A 15,830-nucleotide genomic window follows, 5' to 3' on the forward strand; every position below is an offset into this window, starting at 1 on the left:
GCGTTTTAATGCTTGGATATTACATTTTGATTATAAGTTTTGACGCATATGCAAAAATGCCATCGCTGTCATGATGGCGTCATTATAAGCATCGTGGGTGCCAAGCTCAGGAATATTGTAATGCGCTAAGATACTATTCAAATGCTGTGCTTGACTAGGAAGCCCTTGGCTACGACCTATCATACGCCGGCTATAAAGATGGCGGATATCGATAATCTCATTGGGCAGATGAGTACCCATATAGCATTTGACCAAAGGATTTAAAAACCCAACATCTATCTGCGGGCAAAACCCGACTAACGGTCGATTGCCAATAAAGGGTAGTAATAACGAGAGCATCTCATCATAACTCATCGAATGCTCAACATCGGCGGTGCGCAGTCCATGAATCACAATGGTATCGCGCTCAGGCATGACAGGCGGCTTGCAAAGCAAATGTAACCCATTTCCGGTATCAATCTTATTACCATTGATATGAATAGCAGCTACTGACAGCAGGTGATGTTTTTTTGGATTGAGTCCCGTCATCTCGCAGTCAATCGCGACCCACTGTTCAGAGGCGGACGTCGTAAACATTGATGCCAGTTCAGGGCGTTGTAACTGGTTTTTTTGCCAAGAAACAGACAGATTTTTTAGCCAACTCATACGCGTTTATCTCCATAGCTGTCCTATTTCAATATTTAACAATCAAATAGCCAGATAATGGTGCTAACCAATCTCAAGCTGATAATGGCGGCTTAACTGTGCTTTAAAGCTTTTTACCACCGCTAAGCACTCTTTTAGTAAATCACGTTCAAGGGCAGATAACGTCGTTGGATCGACTTCTTTTGCATACTTATTGTCTGTCGATAGCGCGACTGATAGGCGCTGTGCCATAAAGAATTCTAGGGCCTCAAGCAAGGTATCCGCCCGCTCTTGGGTTAAGGCATGAGTCTGTACCAAAGCTTTGAGGCGACCTTTGCTGCTAGGGTCGCTGAAGATATCATGTTCTAACGCCAAAGTACGGATGCCATGTACCAGTGGAAAGATACCTGATTTTTTGAGGTCAATAGTATAAGCGCTTGGTTTACCGCCCAATAACGGTACTAGCTTTTGCCACCATTGATTAATATCGCCAAACTGCAGCGCTGCTCGTGCAAATTGGCGTACGAACATCAAGTCTGACTGACGATGGGCAGTTTTTAGATGTTCACGAACCTGAATCAGTAGCGATTCATCACCGCAAACATATTCACCATCGAATATGGCGGATAAATAAATACTGTGCATCGGCTCGGTATTTTTAAACCATGTACCAATCTGCGCTTTAAACGCTTTTAATGGTTGCCGCCACATGGGATTGTTCATCATGATATTGCCGTCACACAGCGGATAACCAAGATCTGCTAAGTGCTGATTAAAGGTATCGGTAAATTTTGCCAGCTCAGGATGGTCATACCCATCACGAATGATGAGCGCATTGTCTTGGTCGGTACGCATGATTTGCTCGCCGCGACCCTCGGAACCCATGACGATAACACAAGTATTTTCCATGACGTCATCAGGAACGATAAGTTGCCAAAGCTTGGTAAATACTTGCGCGTTAAGAGTCTGTACCATGCGGCTGACGTTGCCCATCTTGATACCGTTTTGGTGCTGAGCGCGAATATAGCGTCCGATGAGCTCAACGGCAGTCGCCAAACTTGGCAAATCTGTAGCTTGTTCGATTTCAATACTAATCAGCTGAGAATGATGACCAATGTGAGCAAGCATATCGCTTTGCCCAAGCACGCCGATGACTTTGCCGTGCGTATCTATCATCGGTAGCCTATGAATGCGATAGCGGGTCATGGTCAATAATGCGTCACCAATTTCATCGTCCGCATCAATGGTTCTTAGGTTAAAACTTGCGTAATTTTGACAAGGCGTTGTAGCAGGATTTTGCTGATCACTGACAGCGCGGCAGATATCGTTATCGGTGAGGATACCTAAGGTGCGATCAGAGGAGTTGGCATCTTGCCAATGATCGGTTGGGCGTACCAAAACATGTTTCAGCCCAGCCTCAGTCATGGTGCGAGCTGCTTGGTATAGGCTGTTGTCAGCATCAACGATATGGACTGGCAATAAAGTGATATCAATCACTGGTTGTAGCATGATTTGCTGTACTTCTTGAGGGTCGTCAGAGGCAGAGCTTGCTGCATCTAAATGCTGTCCACTACGCCGCAGCTGTAAGGCTTTTAGACGCTCGGGTAGATTTTCTGATAATAACTGGCGTACGAAATGGTTTTGCGCACTGAGTTTATCAATGGTTGTCCCATTTACTTGCAGCAGCAAAGTATCTTCGACAGCGCGAAACTGATAGGGCGTTATTAATTCACTTTTATCTATATTTTTTTGAAGATTGCTTTCTTGCAACCCATCTTCTGGCATAGGTTTTGGCAGACGCCTGCTATCAAACCAATCATTACTGTTAAGATGAGCGGTATGATCGTTACCTAAATAGGAAGTAACAAACGTACCATCTAACAGCTGCTCAACATGACCTTTGAGTACCACATAAAAGTACTGCAAATCATCCGCTGGTAAGATTTCGTCTTTGGCAAGATAACGAACTTGGGTGTTTTTTTTGATACTTTGGCGTTCAGCGGCGCTCAAAACGTCAAATGGTGGCTGGGTAAAATCAAGATGGGGCATGGCATCATCCTTGATGGCACAAGCAATAAGAGGGATGTAAGTATGATAAATACAGTCAGGGAAAAGTGATATCGATATATCAAGTACTGTTGGTATCAATTTTTCTTGTTTGCTGTGTCTACGCAGACAGAGGCTGCAAAAAATTTATACCAGCAGCACTGTAGGGTTTTTGAGATGTTTTAACTATATATCATCAAATGGCGGTGCTGTCTGATTCGGCTATAAGACATACTATAGCATCATCTAACAGAAAACCGCCGATAACCATAATTATATTGTGGTTATTGGCGGTCTCTCAAGCTTAACGCGTTTTTAAATAACGATTTTAAGCACCGAGTAATTGACGAATGCGCCTGATTGCTTCGCGACTTTCCTCAACACTTGCCACCAAAGCAATACGCACATAGCCTTGTCCCGGATTTTCTCCGTTGACCTCACGTGACAAGTAACGTCCGGCAAGCGCATGAATATTAGCCTTCTCATATAGCGCTTTGACAAAACGCTCATCATCACCACCGAATTGCTCAGGCGCTTTTATCCAAAAATAAAACCCGGCTTCAGGCATACGTAAATCCAATAATTCTCCAAGCTCTGACATCCAGAGCGCAAATTTTTCTTGATACAGTGCTCGATTGTGCGCCACATGCTTCTCATCTTCCCAAGCCGCGATGGACGCCAGCTGATGAGGTATCGGCATCGCGCAGCCTTGATAGGTGCGATATTGTAAATAAGCGTCCAAAATAGTGGCGTCACCTGCTACAAAGCCTGAGCGCAAACCGGGTAGGTTTGAGCGTTTCGATAAAGAATGGAACACCAGACAGTTTTTGAAATCGTGGCGACCGAGAGCCGCGCAGGCTTGCAGCAAACCTATTGGCGCTTTATCAAAATACAGCTCGCTATAACACTCGTCGCTGGCGATGATAAAGCCATATTGGTCTGATAGGCGCAGCACTTGCTCCCAGTCATCCATCGTCATCACCGAGCCTGTTGGATTGTTTGGACTACAGACAAACAATAGCTGTGTACGCATCCAGACATCTTTTGGCACGCTGCGAAAATCCCCTTTAAAGCCATTGTCTTCGGTGCAAGGTATGAAATAAGGCGTTGCTTGCGCTAATATCGCCGCCCCTTCATATATCTGATAAAACGGATTGGGCATGACAACAACAGGCGATTGATCGGGCGATGATATCTGACCAATAGTCTCTGCTTGATGATTAATCACTGCCTGCACGATACTAAATATTGCCTCACGCGTGCCCATTACCGGTAATACTTGCGTATGAGGATTGACATGATTGAGAAAAAAGCGCTTCTCAAGCCAATGAGCAATGGTTTGACGCAGCTCAAACAGCCCATTTGTGGTGGGATAATGACTTATTTTGTCCAAGTTTTCGCGTATTACGTCCAAAACAAATGCTGGTGGCGCATGTTTTGGCTCACCAATACCCAGCTTGATTTCATCATAGCCATGGGCTGGAACGCTTCCAGCCAGCAAAGTTGCCATCTTAGCGAATGGATAAGGGTGTAGGGTCATCAAGTTGTGATTCATAGGTAGGCTAACTATAATAAACAGTTAATAATAAAGTTATAAAGAAAAATTACATTTAAGCAGTGTAGCACTTCTCTTATTTTTTGTCTTTTTCTTATTATATTTACCTCTAGCGCTTTATAATGACTTTGCTAGAGCACATTGAATCACCACTATTTTAACGATAGAACTGTGAAAATAGGTAATTATGTGGCCATATCGTAACGCGTTATTATAAAAGCGATATGGTGTATGTATCATTAAGTAAAGATAAATGCTGGCTTTTCTGACAGCATATTTTAGGAATAATTTGATATGTCTAGTATGTTAAAAACGGACAGTCTCGATGCTAAGGATATCAATGAAAAATACTTTGATAATCATGAAAGTCTTGACGTTTATAAGCAGTTAAAGCAGCGTGAACAGACTTGGTGGAAATCACGCCAGCAGTTGACACTATTACGAGAACGTCAAATGTTTTGGTTTGGCGATAACAGTTTTATGATGTGGCTGCTGTGGCAATTGGTCAGCTATATAGTGGTTGCCATGGTACTCATGCTGCTTAGTAAGTTGCTAGATATATCGTTACCTCTGTGGCAATACATCGCTTTATTTGTCATACAAACCTTAATTTTTATTGTAATGCTGAGTTTTAAAGACAGATTTGCTAAGCAGTTGCAATATAAGATTAATCAAGCCGATTTGTCACGTGAAGAGATGCTTAATGAGATGACTATCTTGGCTTCCGATAGCTTGTATCGCGATGTTCATGCCAAAGCACCTATTACTTTGAAGCAAATCTACCGATATTATAATGCAGAACTTCGTTTGGCAAGCTTGCACCGCCTCCTACAAAAGGAGGTCGATGCGGGACGCTTAATGTATGGCGAGCAAAAGGTACAAGCAGATATACTGCCTCTAGAGCTTGCCGATGATGCCCTGAAGGAATATGCTCGTGACATCATCTATAAAAGCTTGATATAAAAAGGCAAGTTAAATAGCGTCATTACGGAGACTAAGACTGTCTATCAGTGCCGTTTTTAACGTCTTAAGTTTATCAGCACTCAGTGCTTGATCGTTTTGATCGCTGATATAAAACATATCTTCTGCACGCTCGCCAAGCGTAGTAATACGTGCGGCATGTACTTCAATCTGCTGCTGCAAAAATACTTGTCCAACACGCGCAAGCAAACCTGGCTGATCAAGGGTCTCTAAGCTCATAATATGCTGACTTGAGGCCTCATTAAACTCAAAGTTAATCGTCGTTGCCACATTAAAATGCTTAAGCTGGCGTGGAATCCGTTTGTTGGTCAGTTTGGGCGAGGTAGGGTTTTTAAAGGCATCAATCAGTCGCTGCTTAAGCTCTTGCTGACTGTCGCTATCGACCAGTAAAGTACCGCTACGATCGAGTAGTACGTAAGAATCGAGTGCAAAATCACGGGTCGCTGTGATAATACGGGCATCCAATACATCGAGATTCATCTGATCAAATACAGCCATAGTCACGGCAAACAAATTGACCTGATCTTGGGTATAAACAAAAACTTGCACCGCATCCAGCGCCAGTTCCCGATGCTCACGTAAGACGACCAGTGGCGGACTGTCAGCATTTGACGCACGCCCTATAGGCGGATGATTCAAAATCGCCTCAGTATGCCATAAGATATCTTCTGTAATTTCACGCAAAAAATACTCATCGCCCAAATCATCCCACAATCTCAACACCTCATCACGATTCATATGCTGATTGTCGACGTTATCTAGCATTATCAGTGCTTGCGCGCGTGTGGCACTAATCATATCCTGACGATTGGTTGGGGCATCAATATCCGCCCGCAAAATACGGCGCGTTTGCGAATATAGCTGTTTCATAAGGGTCGCACGCCAGCTGTTCCAAAGCTGTGGATTGGTGGCGTTCATATCAGCGACAGTTAACACATACAAATGATTTAGATGAGTGACGTTACCCACCAAATCTGCAAATAGCGTCACAACCTCTGGGTCTGAGATGTCCTTTTTCTGCGCCGTCATCGACATTAGCAGATGATAACGGGTCAACCAGCCAACCAGATTGGCGTCTGCAGTACTCATACCATGAGCCAGACAAAACTCAATCGACTCGATTTCGCCAAGTTGACTATGGTTGCCGCCACGACCTTTGGCAATGTCATGAAACATCGCCGCCAAGACCAAAATTTCTTTACGCTCAATACGCTGAAAGATGGAGCTCACGAGCGGAAAATCTTCATAAAAAAGCGGATCCGTAAAACGATGCAAAATACGAATCAAAAACAAGGTATGGGCATCAACGGTATAACGATGGAACAAGTCATACTGCATAAGCCCAGTAACTTGCGCAAAGGCGGGGATATAGTTGCCCAAAACACCGTAGCGATTCATGGTACGCAGGCGGTGAAAGAGATAATTTTGCTCTTTTAAATTGGCTAAAAATAACGCTTGGTGCGCAGGGTTGTCTCGATAAGCCTGATCAATACCGCGTGCTGCAATCTTAAGGGCGCGCAAGGTATGGGTACGGACATTTTTGATGCCATACTGACCCATGAGTAAAAACATCTCTAAAATCGATTCAGGATGCTGAGCAAATACTCGGTGATGCGCCATTGCGATTTGCTCGCCGACTTGATTGAAGCGGGCATTAATAGGCTGTTTTTTTGGGCGTTCCTCATCAGGTAGTTGCGGCTCTATGATGGTTTCGTAATAGTGATTGGTCAGCATTTCAGACAATGTCGATATTTGCATGGCACAGCGATAGTAATCGCGCATAAAGCGCTCTACTGAGTCATTTGGTTGATCATCTGGTTGGGGCTCATAGCCCATCAGTTGGGCAATCTCGCGCTGATAATCGAACAACAGTTTGTTTTCATTGCGACCTGTTAACTCATGCAGATAGTGCCGTATTTGCCATAGATAGCCTTCTGCAAAACTTAATTCATCGAATTCTTTTTCAGTTAAAAAGTCTTGCTGCACCAGATCATAGAGCTTACTAACCCGAAAATAGCGTTTGGTCACCCAACCGATGATATGAATGTCACGCAGACCACCGGGAGCAGTTTTAATATTGGGCTCAAGATTATATTCTGTGGCATTGTGCTGTAGATATCGAGCTTTTGCCTCATTGATTTTTACGTCAAAAAACGCGCGCGGTGACCATTGATTGTTCACTATTTGATGCGGGACATCTTGCAAGGCGTCGTTGCCTATTAATAGACGAGCCTCTAATAACGCACTGGCAATAGTGTGATCAAGCGCCGCCTCCAAGCAGTCACTGACACTGCGTACTGATAATGCTGGCTCAAGTCCAATGTCCCATAATATCGCCACCAAATTATCGATTTTTTTATTGGTATCGGCGTCAATATCATGAGGCATGAGCAGTAAAATATCGATATCTGAGTAGAGTGACAACTCACCACGACCATAGCCACCGGTTGCAAACAGTGCCAAATCCGTTTTATCAAGCTCAAAGTATTTGAACAAATCAATCAATAAATCATCAATGACGCAAGCACGAGCGTTAACCAATTGCCGAATATTGACGCCGCGTTCGAGTGCACGGCTGATATCGTCATTGATTTGAAGCAACCATTCAGGAATACCAAACAGCGGTTTTTCTATCACGCTTGTGTCTGTTGACGGAGATAGAGAGGCGGTTGTCATATCGTCTGCTGATAACAAAGGCATCGGTGTTAAATCAATGGCGGTGACATCACAATTAAACATGAGATTTGTCCAGTTAAAAGTTTGAAATCCGGTTCAGTAGATATGGATCGCTAAAAATAAAAAGCGATCGATAATATACAGAAAGTATAAAGATAAAAGACCAGCAAGAATAGGGGAGGACAACCATTAATCATAGGCGAAAAAAAGACCGCCTAAGCGATCTTTTATTGTATTACTGAGTCAAAAAACTCAAATCTTCTTCGGGGCGCGTGGTGAATACCTCGCAGCCATTATCCGTCACGACCATGGTATGCTCCCACTGGGCTGATAGCTTGCGGTCTTTGGTAATGGCGGTCCACTCATCTGGTAAAATCTTAGTCTGCCATTTGCCTTCGTTAATCATCGGCTCGATGGTAAAGGTCATGCCAGTTTTTAGCTCAAAGCCCGTACCTTTTTGACCATAGTGCATGACTTGCGGCTCATGGTGGAACTCATTACTGATACCATGACCACAGAATTCACGCACGATACTAAAACGCTCAGGTTCAACCACTGCTTGGATTGCCGCACCGACGTCGCCCAAACGTGCACCATTTTTGACCACGCTCATACCAGCATATAGCGCGTCTTGTGCCACTTTACAGATACGCTGCGCCATAATAGAGCCATTGCCGACGATCCACATTTTTGAGGTATCACCATAATAGCCATCTTTAATCACGGTCACATCGATATTGATGATATCACCGTCTTTTAGCAATTTGTTTTCGCTTGGAATACCGTGACAGACGACATGGTTAATTGAAGTACAGATAGATTTTGGAAAGCCGTTGTAATTGAGCGGTGCAGGGATAGCTTGTTGTACATTAACGATATAGTCATGGGCGATTTGATTCAATGCTTCAGTACTGATACCTACTCTGACATGCTCATCAAGCATCACAAGGACATCGCTGGCAAGTTTACCAGCCACGCGCATTTTTTCTATGGCTTCAGGAGATTGGATAAGGGATTTTTTAGTCATCATTGTCGTACTTATAGTTATAGAATTTAGGTGACCAATTATAACATAAACGCACAAGTTGCTGCTTGAATGCAAGTCATTGAATATTTCAATCATATCGATATTGACTGACTTTATATACATAAAAATGACTATAGAGTCATCATAATAGGCGTGTGAATGTCAAAAACCAGTTGAATGTTACAAGATATATAAGTATTGTAATTTTGTTTGCTAAATGATTTAGTAGCCCTCTATACCGCTTTGTGCAGGATGCAACAAACAAAGCATATAAAGATAGAATCACGTTTACGATAACAAGGATGTTGTTATGTTTATAAAACCCTCTCTGCGCGCTGTGCTAACACCAAGTGCATCTCTACCGTCATTAGGTGCCATTGCCACCGGTATGCTTTTGATGACTATGCAAACCACCTCTGCTCAAGCATCTGGTCAATATTACAACTGTGCAAATGCTGACGGCTGCCAGCTCGTGAGTAGTCAGTACTTCACCTCAGATTATACCAAAACCAAATATCCAATAGTACTAGCCCATGGTATGGGAGGCTTTACTAAGATGTTCGGCTTGGTCGATTATTTTTATGGTATTCCTGAAACACTTATGAGCGGTGGCAGTCAAGTGTACACCACAAAAAGCTCTTCTTTTAATAATAGCGAAATTCGCGGCGAGCAGCTTTTACAGAAAGTAAAAACCATCAGTGCCATTTCAGGCAGCCCAAAAGTGAATTTATTGGGTCACAGTCAAGGCGGTATTGATGTTCGTTATGTCGCTGGCGTGGCACCAAAGTATGTCGCTTCTGTCACTGCTATTTCCAGTCCAGAACAAGGCTCAAAAACGGCAGATGCAGTGATGCAAACGCTTTCTGAGGATAGCTTGGTGACACAAGCGGTATCTGTTTTCTTACAGCTATTCGGTGGCGTTACGGATATTGGCTCAGGTACGAGCCCAACAGAACTTAATAAACAAGAAGCTTGGAACACAGCTGTCGCGTTATCGACCGATGGTGCTGCCCAGTTTAATGCTAAGTTTCCTGCGGCGATGCCAACCAGCTATTGTGGTCAACCTACAAATACGGAAGTTAATGGTATCAAGTATTACTCATTTAGTGGTGTTGGGCAAATAACCAATGGTATTGACCCTAGTGATTATTTGCTCGCACTTACAGGGACAACCTTTGACAATGATCCCAACGATGGCTTGGTATCTGCCTGCTCAAGCCGACTGGGTTATGTGATTCGAGACGACTATCGTATGAACCACTTAGATTCAGCCAATCAAATTCTTGCCTTAACAGCGTGGGGACAGCCTGCTCCAGAAACTTTGTATCGTGATCAAGTCAATCGTCTGAAAAAAGCCAATTTATAACGTTCATATATGAGTTAGCAGATTTATAGCTTTTAGAGAGAAGAGAAAGGGTCAATACTGAAATGACCCTTTTTCTTTATTCGTTTTTATTTATAGTCAGTGAAAAGTAATATCGACACATTATGTACTGCTGGTATCAATTTTTCTTGCTTGCTGTGCCCATGCAGAAAGAAGCTGCAAAAAATTTGTACCAGTAGTACCGTCGCGTTTTTAGAGTATTTTGACTATATCGTAAATCCATACATAAACCCATTGATCAAATAAGATATTCTCGTTATGTCAAATAATCGCCGTTCACCTTTTTTGCCAGTCATCATCGCTGTGATAGTCGTGCTAGTAGTAGCGATTATTTGGTGGTTTAAGCCTAATGACAATAGTAAACTCTCTTCTCAAGCGGTTTCTACAGTACTCGACAGTCAAGCTAGCGCTAAATCTACAGACGAAGCGAGCTCTGATAGCGGCATGAGCAAAAAATCTAAGCAAAGTACGATTAAATTTACCACAGGACTTGAGAGTTTACCGCGCTCTTTGCAAGGTACTGATGTCGATGGCGAGATTATCATTGATGAAAACAAGCAACTGGTCGTTACTGAAGGCTTACGGCGTTTATTTGATTATTTTTTATCGGCACTTGGTGAAGAAGAGGAAGCAACTGTCTATGCTCGCGTAGAAAGTTATATCCGTAGTCATACGCCAGAGCCGGCCGCCAGTCAAGCGCTTGCTATATTTGACCAATATGTGGCTTATCTCAAAGCCATACCTGAGATTGAGAAAAAGTACGGCACCCTACAGTTGCAAGCGACCCAAAGTGGCGAGCTAGACTTAAATGTCGTCACTCAGCAAAAACAAGATGTCGCTAGATTGCGTCAACAGCGTTTTGATAAAGAAACCATTATCGCCTTCTTTGGTGCAGAAGATGAGTATGATGACTATAGTATGGAGATGGTTAGAATCAGTCAGAATTCCCAACTGTCTGATGCGCAAAAAGAAGCTGCAAGACAAGATTATATTAGCCGCATGCCAGACAATGCGACCAAAACCAACATTGCCCAGCAAGCCAATCTAAACGAGTTGATGACGCGTACAGAACAGATGCAAGCAAAAGGTGCCACGCCTGAAGCGCTATACAATATGCGTCGAGAGCTGGTTGGTGCACCAGCGGCAGCACGCTTAGCGCAAGTAGATCAAGCAGACGCTAGCTTTGATAAACGTTTTAATCAGTATCAAGCGCAAAAACAGCAACTTCTAACACAAAGTGCCAATCAATCACAAACGCAATCACAAACGCAAACCCAAATCAATCAAATCGAGCAGCAACTGTTTAGCGAGTCTGAACGTAAGCGTCTAACAGGTTATGCCGCCCTGCAGCAGCAGAAAACTGCTGATACGAATTAACCAAAAGACAGGCTATAGATGGGAATTTAGAGGCAAGTAAAAAGCTATAAACATAGCCTAATAAGTTTTGAAACAATAAGTTTATTCTTAAGGGTAGATTTATTATGTGTTAGCAGCTCATAACTGGCTTAGCAAGGCATATTAGCAAAAATACCATAGAGTGGAACAAATATAGCGGTCATTGGTACTCAATCTATCATGAAAGGCTTATGAGAAATCGGCATAATAGCCGCATTGTTTAGACTAAAGAAAACAACAAATTCATCAGAGCAAGCGCTACTGATTAAAATGATAAACAATGAGTATCTTACTTTGTATATTAATATTTGAAACCTCTAGGATTTTATATGAAAAATATGACCAAAATAATGATGGCTGCTACCCTTACTGTAGGTACATTGGCTGCTGGTTGCCAAACTGCTCCTATCGTAACGGCGCCTGTGACTCAACCAATTACTGCTAATGCACTACAAGCATATGATTGGCAGCTTGTTGATGCCAAGCGTGCAAATGGTGACAAGGTCACTCAGTTATTCTTTGATCCAGCCAAACCACTTACCCTAAAATTCTTCAAAGATAGCGGCAATGACCGTGTTGCTTTTGCCAATACTTGTAATAACATGGGTTCTGACTACAAAGTCGTAAACGGTAACGTCATATTAGGCAATATCCTATCTACTATGATGGCGTGCCCTGAGCTACAAGCCAGCTTCGATACTGCTACGCTTGCCACGGTACAAGGCAAATATAGCATCAGCACCAATGCAAGCAACACACCTATCTTGACCATCAAAAATAACAGTCAAGTTGCACACTTTAAAGCGGTTGCTAAATAATATAGATAGCCAGTTACTATCGTTATATGATAACCATATATAAAAAATGCCTCATTTAGCAGTGGGGCATTTTTTTGTCTAAAATTTATTGTTTAAAAGAAGAGGGCAATCTACGTTACACTAGCGACATCGCTGTTCCTGATTGCTTATATTTCATTTAGCACTCTTTCACTTGATATGGTTAAAATATCTCAAAAACGCTACAGTACTGCTGGTATAAATTTTTTGTAGCCTCTGTCGGCTAGCTACAGCAAGCAAGGAAAATTAATATCAGCAGTACTTGATGTATCGATATTACTTTTCTCTGACTATATTATTAATAGTAAGTTGCACGTTTTAAATGGTTCATATCGAATGGATCTATAGGATTTTATCTTATGTTAAAAACCGCTGTCTTAAAACCGACTGTTAATATTCGTAGGCTAAACAGTACTGTTCCTATTATCATGCTTTCAATGCTGGCGGTATTAACAGGCTGCCAGACAATGCCAAATGCTTTGTCCAAAGCGCCTAGCACGATGGCTATGAATAATCCGCTCACTATTGGTATGCCAGCAATAGATCGACAAGGCTATATTGCTTATGTAGAGGAGCAAGGCGTAGGTGCTGCCAAGGTCTCAACGCTATATCGCATCCGCCCCGATGGTAGCGGGCGTCAATTGATCGATCAGCTAAATGGTTATATCTATGCGCCTGCGTGGTCAGCGGATGGTCAAATGCTCGCCTATAGCAAACAAGCCGCCCGTCAGCATCCAAAGATTTATATTTACGATGTTAAAAGCGGTAGTCATAATTTGGTCGCCAATGCAGAAGGCAGCAATTTATCTCCGTCATTCTCACCCGATGGCAAAAAGCTTATTTATAGCTCAACCGTTGGTGGCAATGCCGATATTTATGAGATGCGTTTAAGCGATGGCGATACCAAACAGCTCACCACGCTACCGAGCACTGAAGTGCAGCCAAGCTACGCCAGCGATGGGCAGAGCTTTGTCTATACCAGTGATAAAGTCCGCGCTGGTCGCCCAAGCATTTATCGTTATAGCTTTGCTACGGGCAACGCCGCGCTTATATCGACGGGAGGCTATGCTGCCAGTCCTCAGCTTAGCTTAGATAGTCAGCGTTTGGCATATCTCAATGGTCGCAAAGCGGCAGTAATGACGCTTACCACAGGACAAGTCATCAATCTGGCAGAAACGGGACTTGATGAGCCAGCGCGCCTATCACCTTCTGGAAAATACGCCCTCTATCCAACACGTCAGTCAAATCTGGATAGGCAAGTAAGCGGTCAAAGCAGTCAAAATGGCGGTAGCTTGGTTATCCATTCTCTAGCAGGGAATACCAGTTATGCCATTAGCAGTAAAACGGGCGGAGTAGTGCGCTCACCAATTTGGGGTCATTAAGCGATTTTTTAATTTAAAGGCAAATATCATGGCGCATAAAAAGAAAAACGTCCGCAAAAAAGAATGTCCGGTCTGCTTTCGAGAGTTTAGCTGGACTAAAAAGTTGGATAAAAACTGGGACAGCATGGTCTATTGCTCCGACCAATGCCGCCGCGTCAAAAAGTATGAAGGGTTGGATCATCAAAAAGAAGATAAGTAAGCATTAATAGACAGTTAGAGGTATGCGAAAACAAGGGAGCAGACGATGGCGCATAAAAAAGTAAACCTACCGCAAAAAATCTGCCCCGTCTGCCAGCGCCCATTTACGTGGCGCAAGAAGTGGGAAAAGGATTGGGAGCAGGTGATTTATTGTTCGGAGAAGTGTCGGCGGGGGAAATTAAAGAATGACTAGCCTAAAACTAAAAAGAATCAGCCCATCCATAGATTGGCTGATTCTTTTATTTTTAAATCTTAACGACTATTGACGTTTAAAATCTAAAGACTCGCCGCTATCTATCACGCCATTTTGATTCTCATCAAATTCAAGCGTTAGAGTATCACCAGATACTTTTAAATACCGGATAACATCATCTGATAATCCTGCCTCACCATTTTCATCAAAGATTTGACTAGTGACTAAAGCTTTTGTGGTAGCGTCTACACTGTAATTACCCCATTCCATACCGTTTAATGGATTAGACATCATAGGTGCACTATCGACTCCTAACTGAACGTAACTGCTATCATCTTCAGCATTAGTCGCTTCATCAGTGAAAACTAATGCCAATAAACTGTCATCAGTAGTCGTGTTTTTCCAGTAGCCTGATAACCCCTCAGACTTAATCCTAGAAAAAGTAAAGATCTCATTGCTCTCTATTGTGCGATTATTATTTTCATCGATACGAAGTATCAATTTATTATTGACTACTTCGGCGTAACTAGTCAACATATCGGAAAAACCACTGCCACCATTGCCGTCAAAAATTACACTGTTGGTAAGTAGACCGGTAGTTTTATCAACGTTATATTTGCCAAATTCCATACCGTTATCAGGATTGGTTTCTGATTCATCTTCATCAACTTGTGCTACGACATAAGTACCATCATCTAAGAAAGCAACCGCTGTTAGATTATCTTCAGGATTATCACTGTTCCAAACGCCTACAATCGCCTTATTAAAACCTGGCTGAGTAGGAGTTTCGGAGCTAGGTGATTCATCGGAGTCGTCACTGCCACATCCTTGTAGTAGCAAAGTAGCTGTTGCTATAGTTAACAAAGTTATTTTAAAAAATTTCATTTTATCTCTCCTTGATTATAAAATTTAAACTATGCGAACTTAAGGTATTAAGTATGCCTCCTTCTTTGAAACGACCGACAAGGGTCTCATAAATTGATTGTAGTATATATTCGTACATTTATATATATAAATATATTAGGATAATTTACGTATAGTTAAAATATCTCAAAAACGCTACAGTGCTGCTGGTATAAATTTTTTGCAGCCTCTGTCTGCGTAGGCACAGCAAGCAATAAAAATGAATATCAGCAGTACTTGATGTATCGCTATTACTTTTCCCTGACTATATATAAAATATGATGCTATTTTCAATAAAGATCAGAGTTGTTTTGAACCTTTTATTTGGCATAAAAAGTAGCAGAAGAATTAAAAGTAAATGATTTACTGTTCTAAGCCTTGTCGGCAGTGGAAGGATAAAATTGATAATTAAAACAATTGAAAACCGCCACGTTTTCTAACCTAATGTTTCCAGAGGAGGAAGATAGAGGTGGCGATACTTTAAATTAGCAGTATAAAAATTTGGTGGTGTTCTAAAAAGTATGCTGGCATTAGACATAGCCATAATTGACGTAAAAGAATACCATATCAAACACTTTGAAGTGATTATCGAGCTTCTTAGAGAAACAACAGGTTTTTCTAACCGCCCGA

At 42.4% G+C, this 15,830-nt stretch carries 13 protein-coding genes and 1 pseudogene; 7 read left to right on the plus strand and 7 right to left on the minus strand.

The window, feature by feature from the left end; genetic code table 11:
- Positions 1-30: 30 nt before the first annotated feature.
- The 3 genes from JMW90_RS12320 to dapC all read right to left on the minus strand — a co-directional run bounded on the left by JMW90_RS12320 (position 31) and on the right by dapC (position 4,225).
- Complete coding sequence (locus JMW90_RS12320; RefSeq protein ID WP_201564560.1) at positions 31-645, minus strand: 3'-5' exonuclease; 615 nt, start codon at positions 643-645, stop codon at positions 31-33.
- 63 nt (positions 646-708) lie between these two features.
- The gene (locus JMW90_RS12325; protein ID WP_201564562.1) at positions 709-2,673 is read right to left on the minus strand and encodes a DUF294 nucleotidyltransferase-like domain-containing protein; all 1,965 of its coding nucleotides are present in this window, start codon (positions 2,671-2,673) and stop codon (positions 709-711) included.
- A gap of 325 nt (positions 2,674-2,998) precedes the next feature.
- A complete protein-coding gene (dapC, locus tag JMW90_RS12330) occupies positions 2,999-4,225 on the minus strand; it encodes a succinyldiaminopimelate transaminase (RefSeq protein ID WP_201564564.1) in 1,227 nt (408 codons plus the stop codon).
- Positions 4,226-4,519: 294 nt separating this feature from the next.
- Between dapC and JMW90_RS12335 the strand changes: the two genes are divergently transcribed.
- The gene (locus tag JMW90_RS12335) at positions 4,520-5,188 is read left to right on the plus strand and encodes a hypothetical protein (RefSeq protein WP_201564565.1); all 669 of its coding nucleotides are present in this window, start codon (positions 4,520-4,522) and stop codon (positions 5,186-5,188) included.
- Positions 5,189-5,197: 9 nt separating this feature from the next.
- On the opposite strand, the gene glnD is transcribed toward JMW90_RS12335, so the two are convergent.
- Both glnD and map read right to left on the minus strand, forming a co-directional pair.
- Positions 5,198-7,945 carry a [protein-PII] uridylyltransferase gene (glnD, locus tag JMW90_RS12340; protein WP_201564566.1) on the minus strand — a complete coding sequence of 916 codons (2,748 nt, stop codon included), beginning with the start codon at positions 7,943-7,945 and terminating at the stop codon, positions 5,198-5,200.
- 172 nt (positions 7,946-8,117) lie between these two features.
- Positions 8,118-8,909 carry a type I methionyl aminopeptidase gene (gene map, locus JMW90_RS12345; protein WP_379607884.1) on the minus strand — a complete coding sequence of 264 codons (792 nt, stop codon included), beginning with the start codon at positions 8,907-8,909 and terminating at the stop codon, positions 8,118-8,120.
- Between the two features lie 310 nt (positions 8,910-9,219).
- Between map and JMW90_RS12350 the strand changes: the two genes are divergently transcribed.
- From JMW90_RS12350 to JMW90_RS12375, 6 genes are all read left to right on the plus strand, one after another.
- Positions 9,220-10,275: a lipase family alpha/beta hydrolase gene (locus JMW90_RS12350; RefSeq protein ID WP_201564567.1), complete on the plus strand. Its 1,056-nt coding sequence runs from the start codon at positions 9,220-9,222 to the stop codon at positions 10,273-10,275.
- Between the two features lie 276 nt (positions 10,276-10,551).
- Positions 10,552-11,670, plus strand: a complete 1,119-nt coding sequence (locus JMW90_RS12355) for a lipase secretion chaperone (RefSeq protein WP_201564568.1) — start codon at positions 10,552-10,554, stop codon at positions 11,668-11,670.
- A gap of 347 nt (positions 11,671-12,017) precedes the next feature.
- Positions 12,018-12,506, plus strand: a complete 489-nt coding sequence (locus JMW90_RS12360; protein WP_201564569.1) for an META domain-containing protein — start codon at positions 12,018-12,020, stop codon at positions 12,504-12,506.
- A gap of 377 nt (positions 12,507-12,883) precedes the next feature.
- Complete coding sequence (locus tag JMW90_RS12365) at positions 12,884-13,906, plus strand: PD40 domain-containing protein (protein ID WP_201564571.1); 1,023 nt, start codon at positions 12,884-12,886, stop codon at positions 13,904-13,906.
- Positions 13,907-13,934: 28 nt separating this feature from the next.
- A complete protein-coding gene (locus tag JMW90_RS12370) occupies positions 13,935-14,105 on the plus strand; it encodes a DUF2256 domain-containing protein (protein WP_011279704.1) in 171 nt (56 codons plus the stop codon).
- A gap of 45 nt (positions 14,106-14,150) precedes the next feature.
- Complete coding sequence (locus JMW90_RS12375) at positions 14,151-14,297, plus strand: DUF2256 domain-containing protein (RefSeq protein ID WP_201564573.1); 147 nt, start codon at positions 14,151-14,153, stop codon at positions 14,295-14,297.
- Positions 14,298-14,363: 66 nt separating this feature from the next.
- Here the strand turns inward: JMW90_RS12375 and JMW90_RS12380 are convergent, their stop codons facing one another.
- Positions 14,364-15,182: a hypothetical protein gene (locus JMW90_RS12380; protein ID WP_201564575.1), complete on the minus strand. Its 819-nt coding sequence runs from the start codon at positions 15,180-15,182 to the stop codon at positions 14,364-14,366.
- Positions 15,183-15,730: 548 nt separating this feature from the next.
- A pseudogene (locus JMW90_RS13805) lies at positions 15,731-15,830 on the minus strand (IS1 family transposase); the annotation flags it as partial.

It is taken from the genome of Psychrobacter glacincola (assembly GCF_904846215.1).
In the GTDB taxonomy this organism is placed as follows: domain Bacteria; phylum Pseudomonadota; class Gammaproteobacteria; order Pseudomonadales; family Moraxellaceae; genus Psychrobacter; species Psychrobacter glacincola.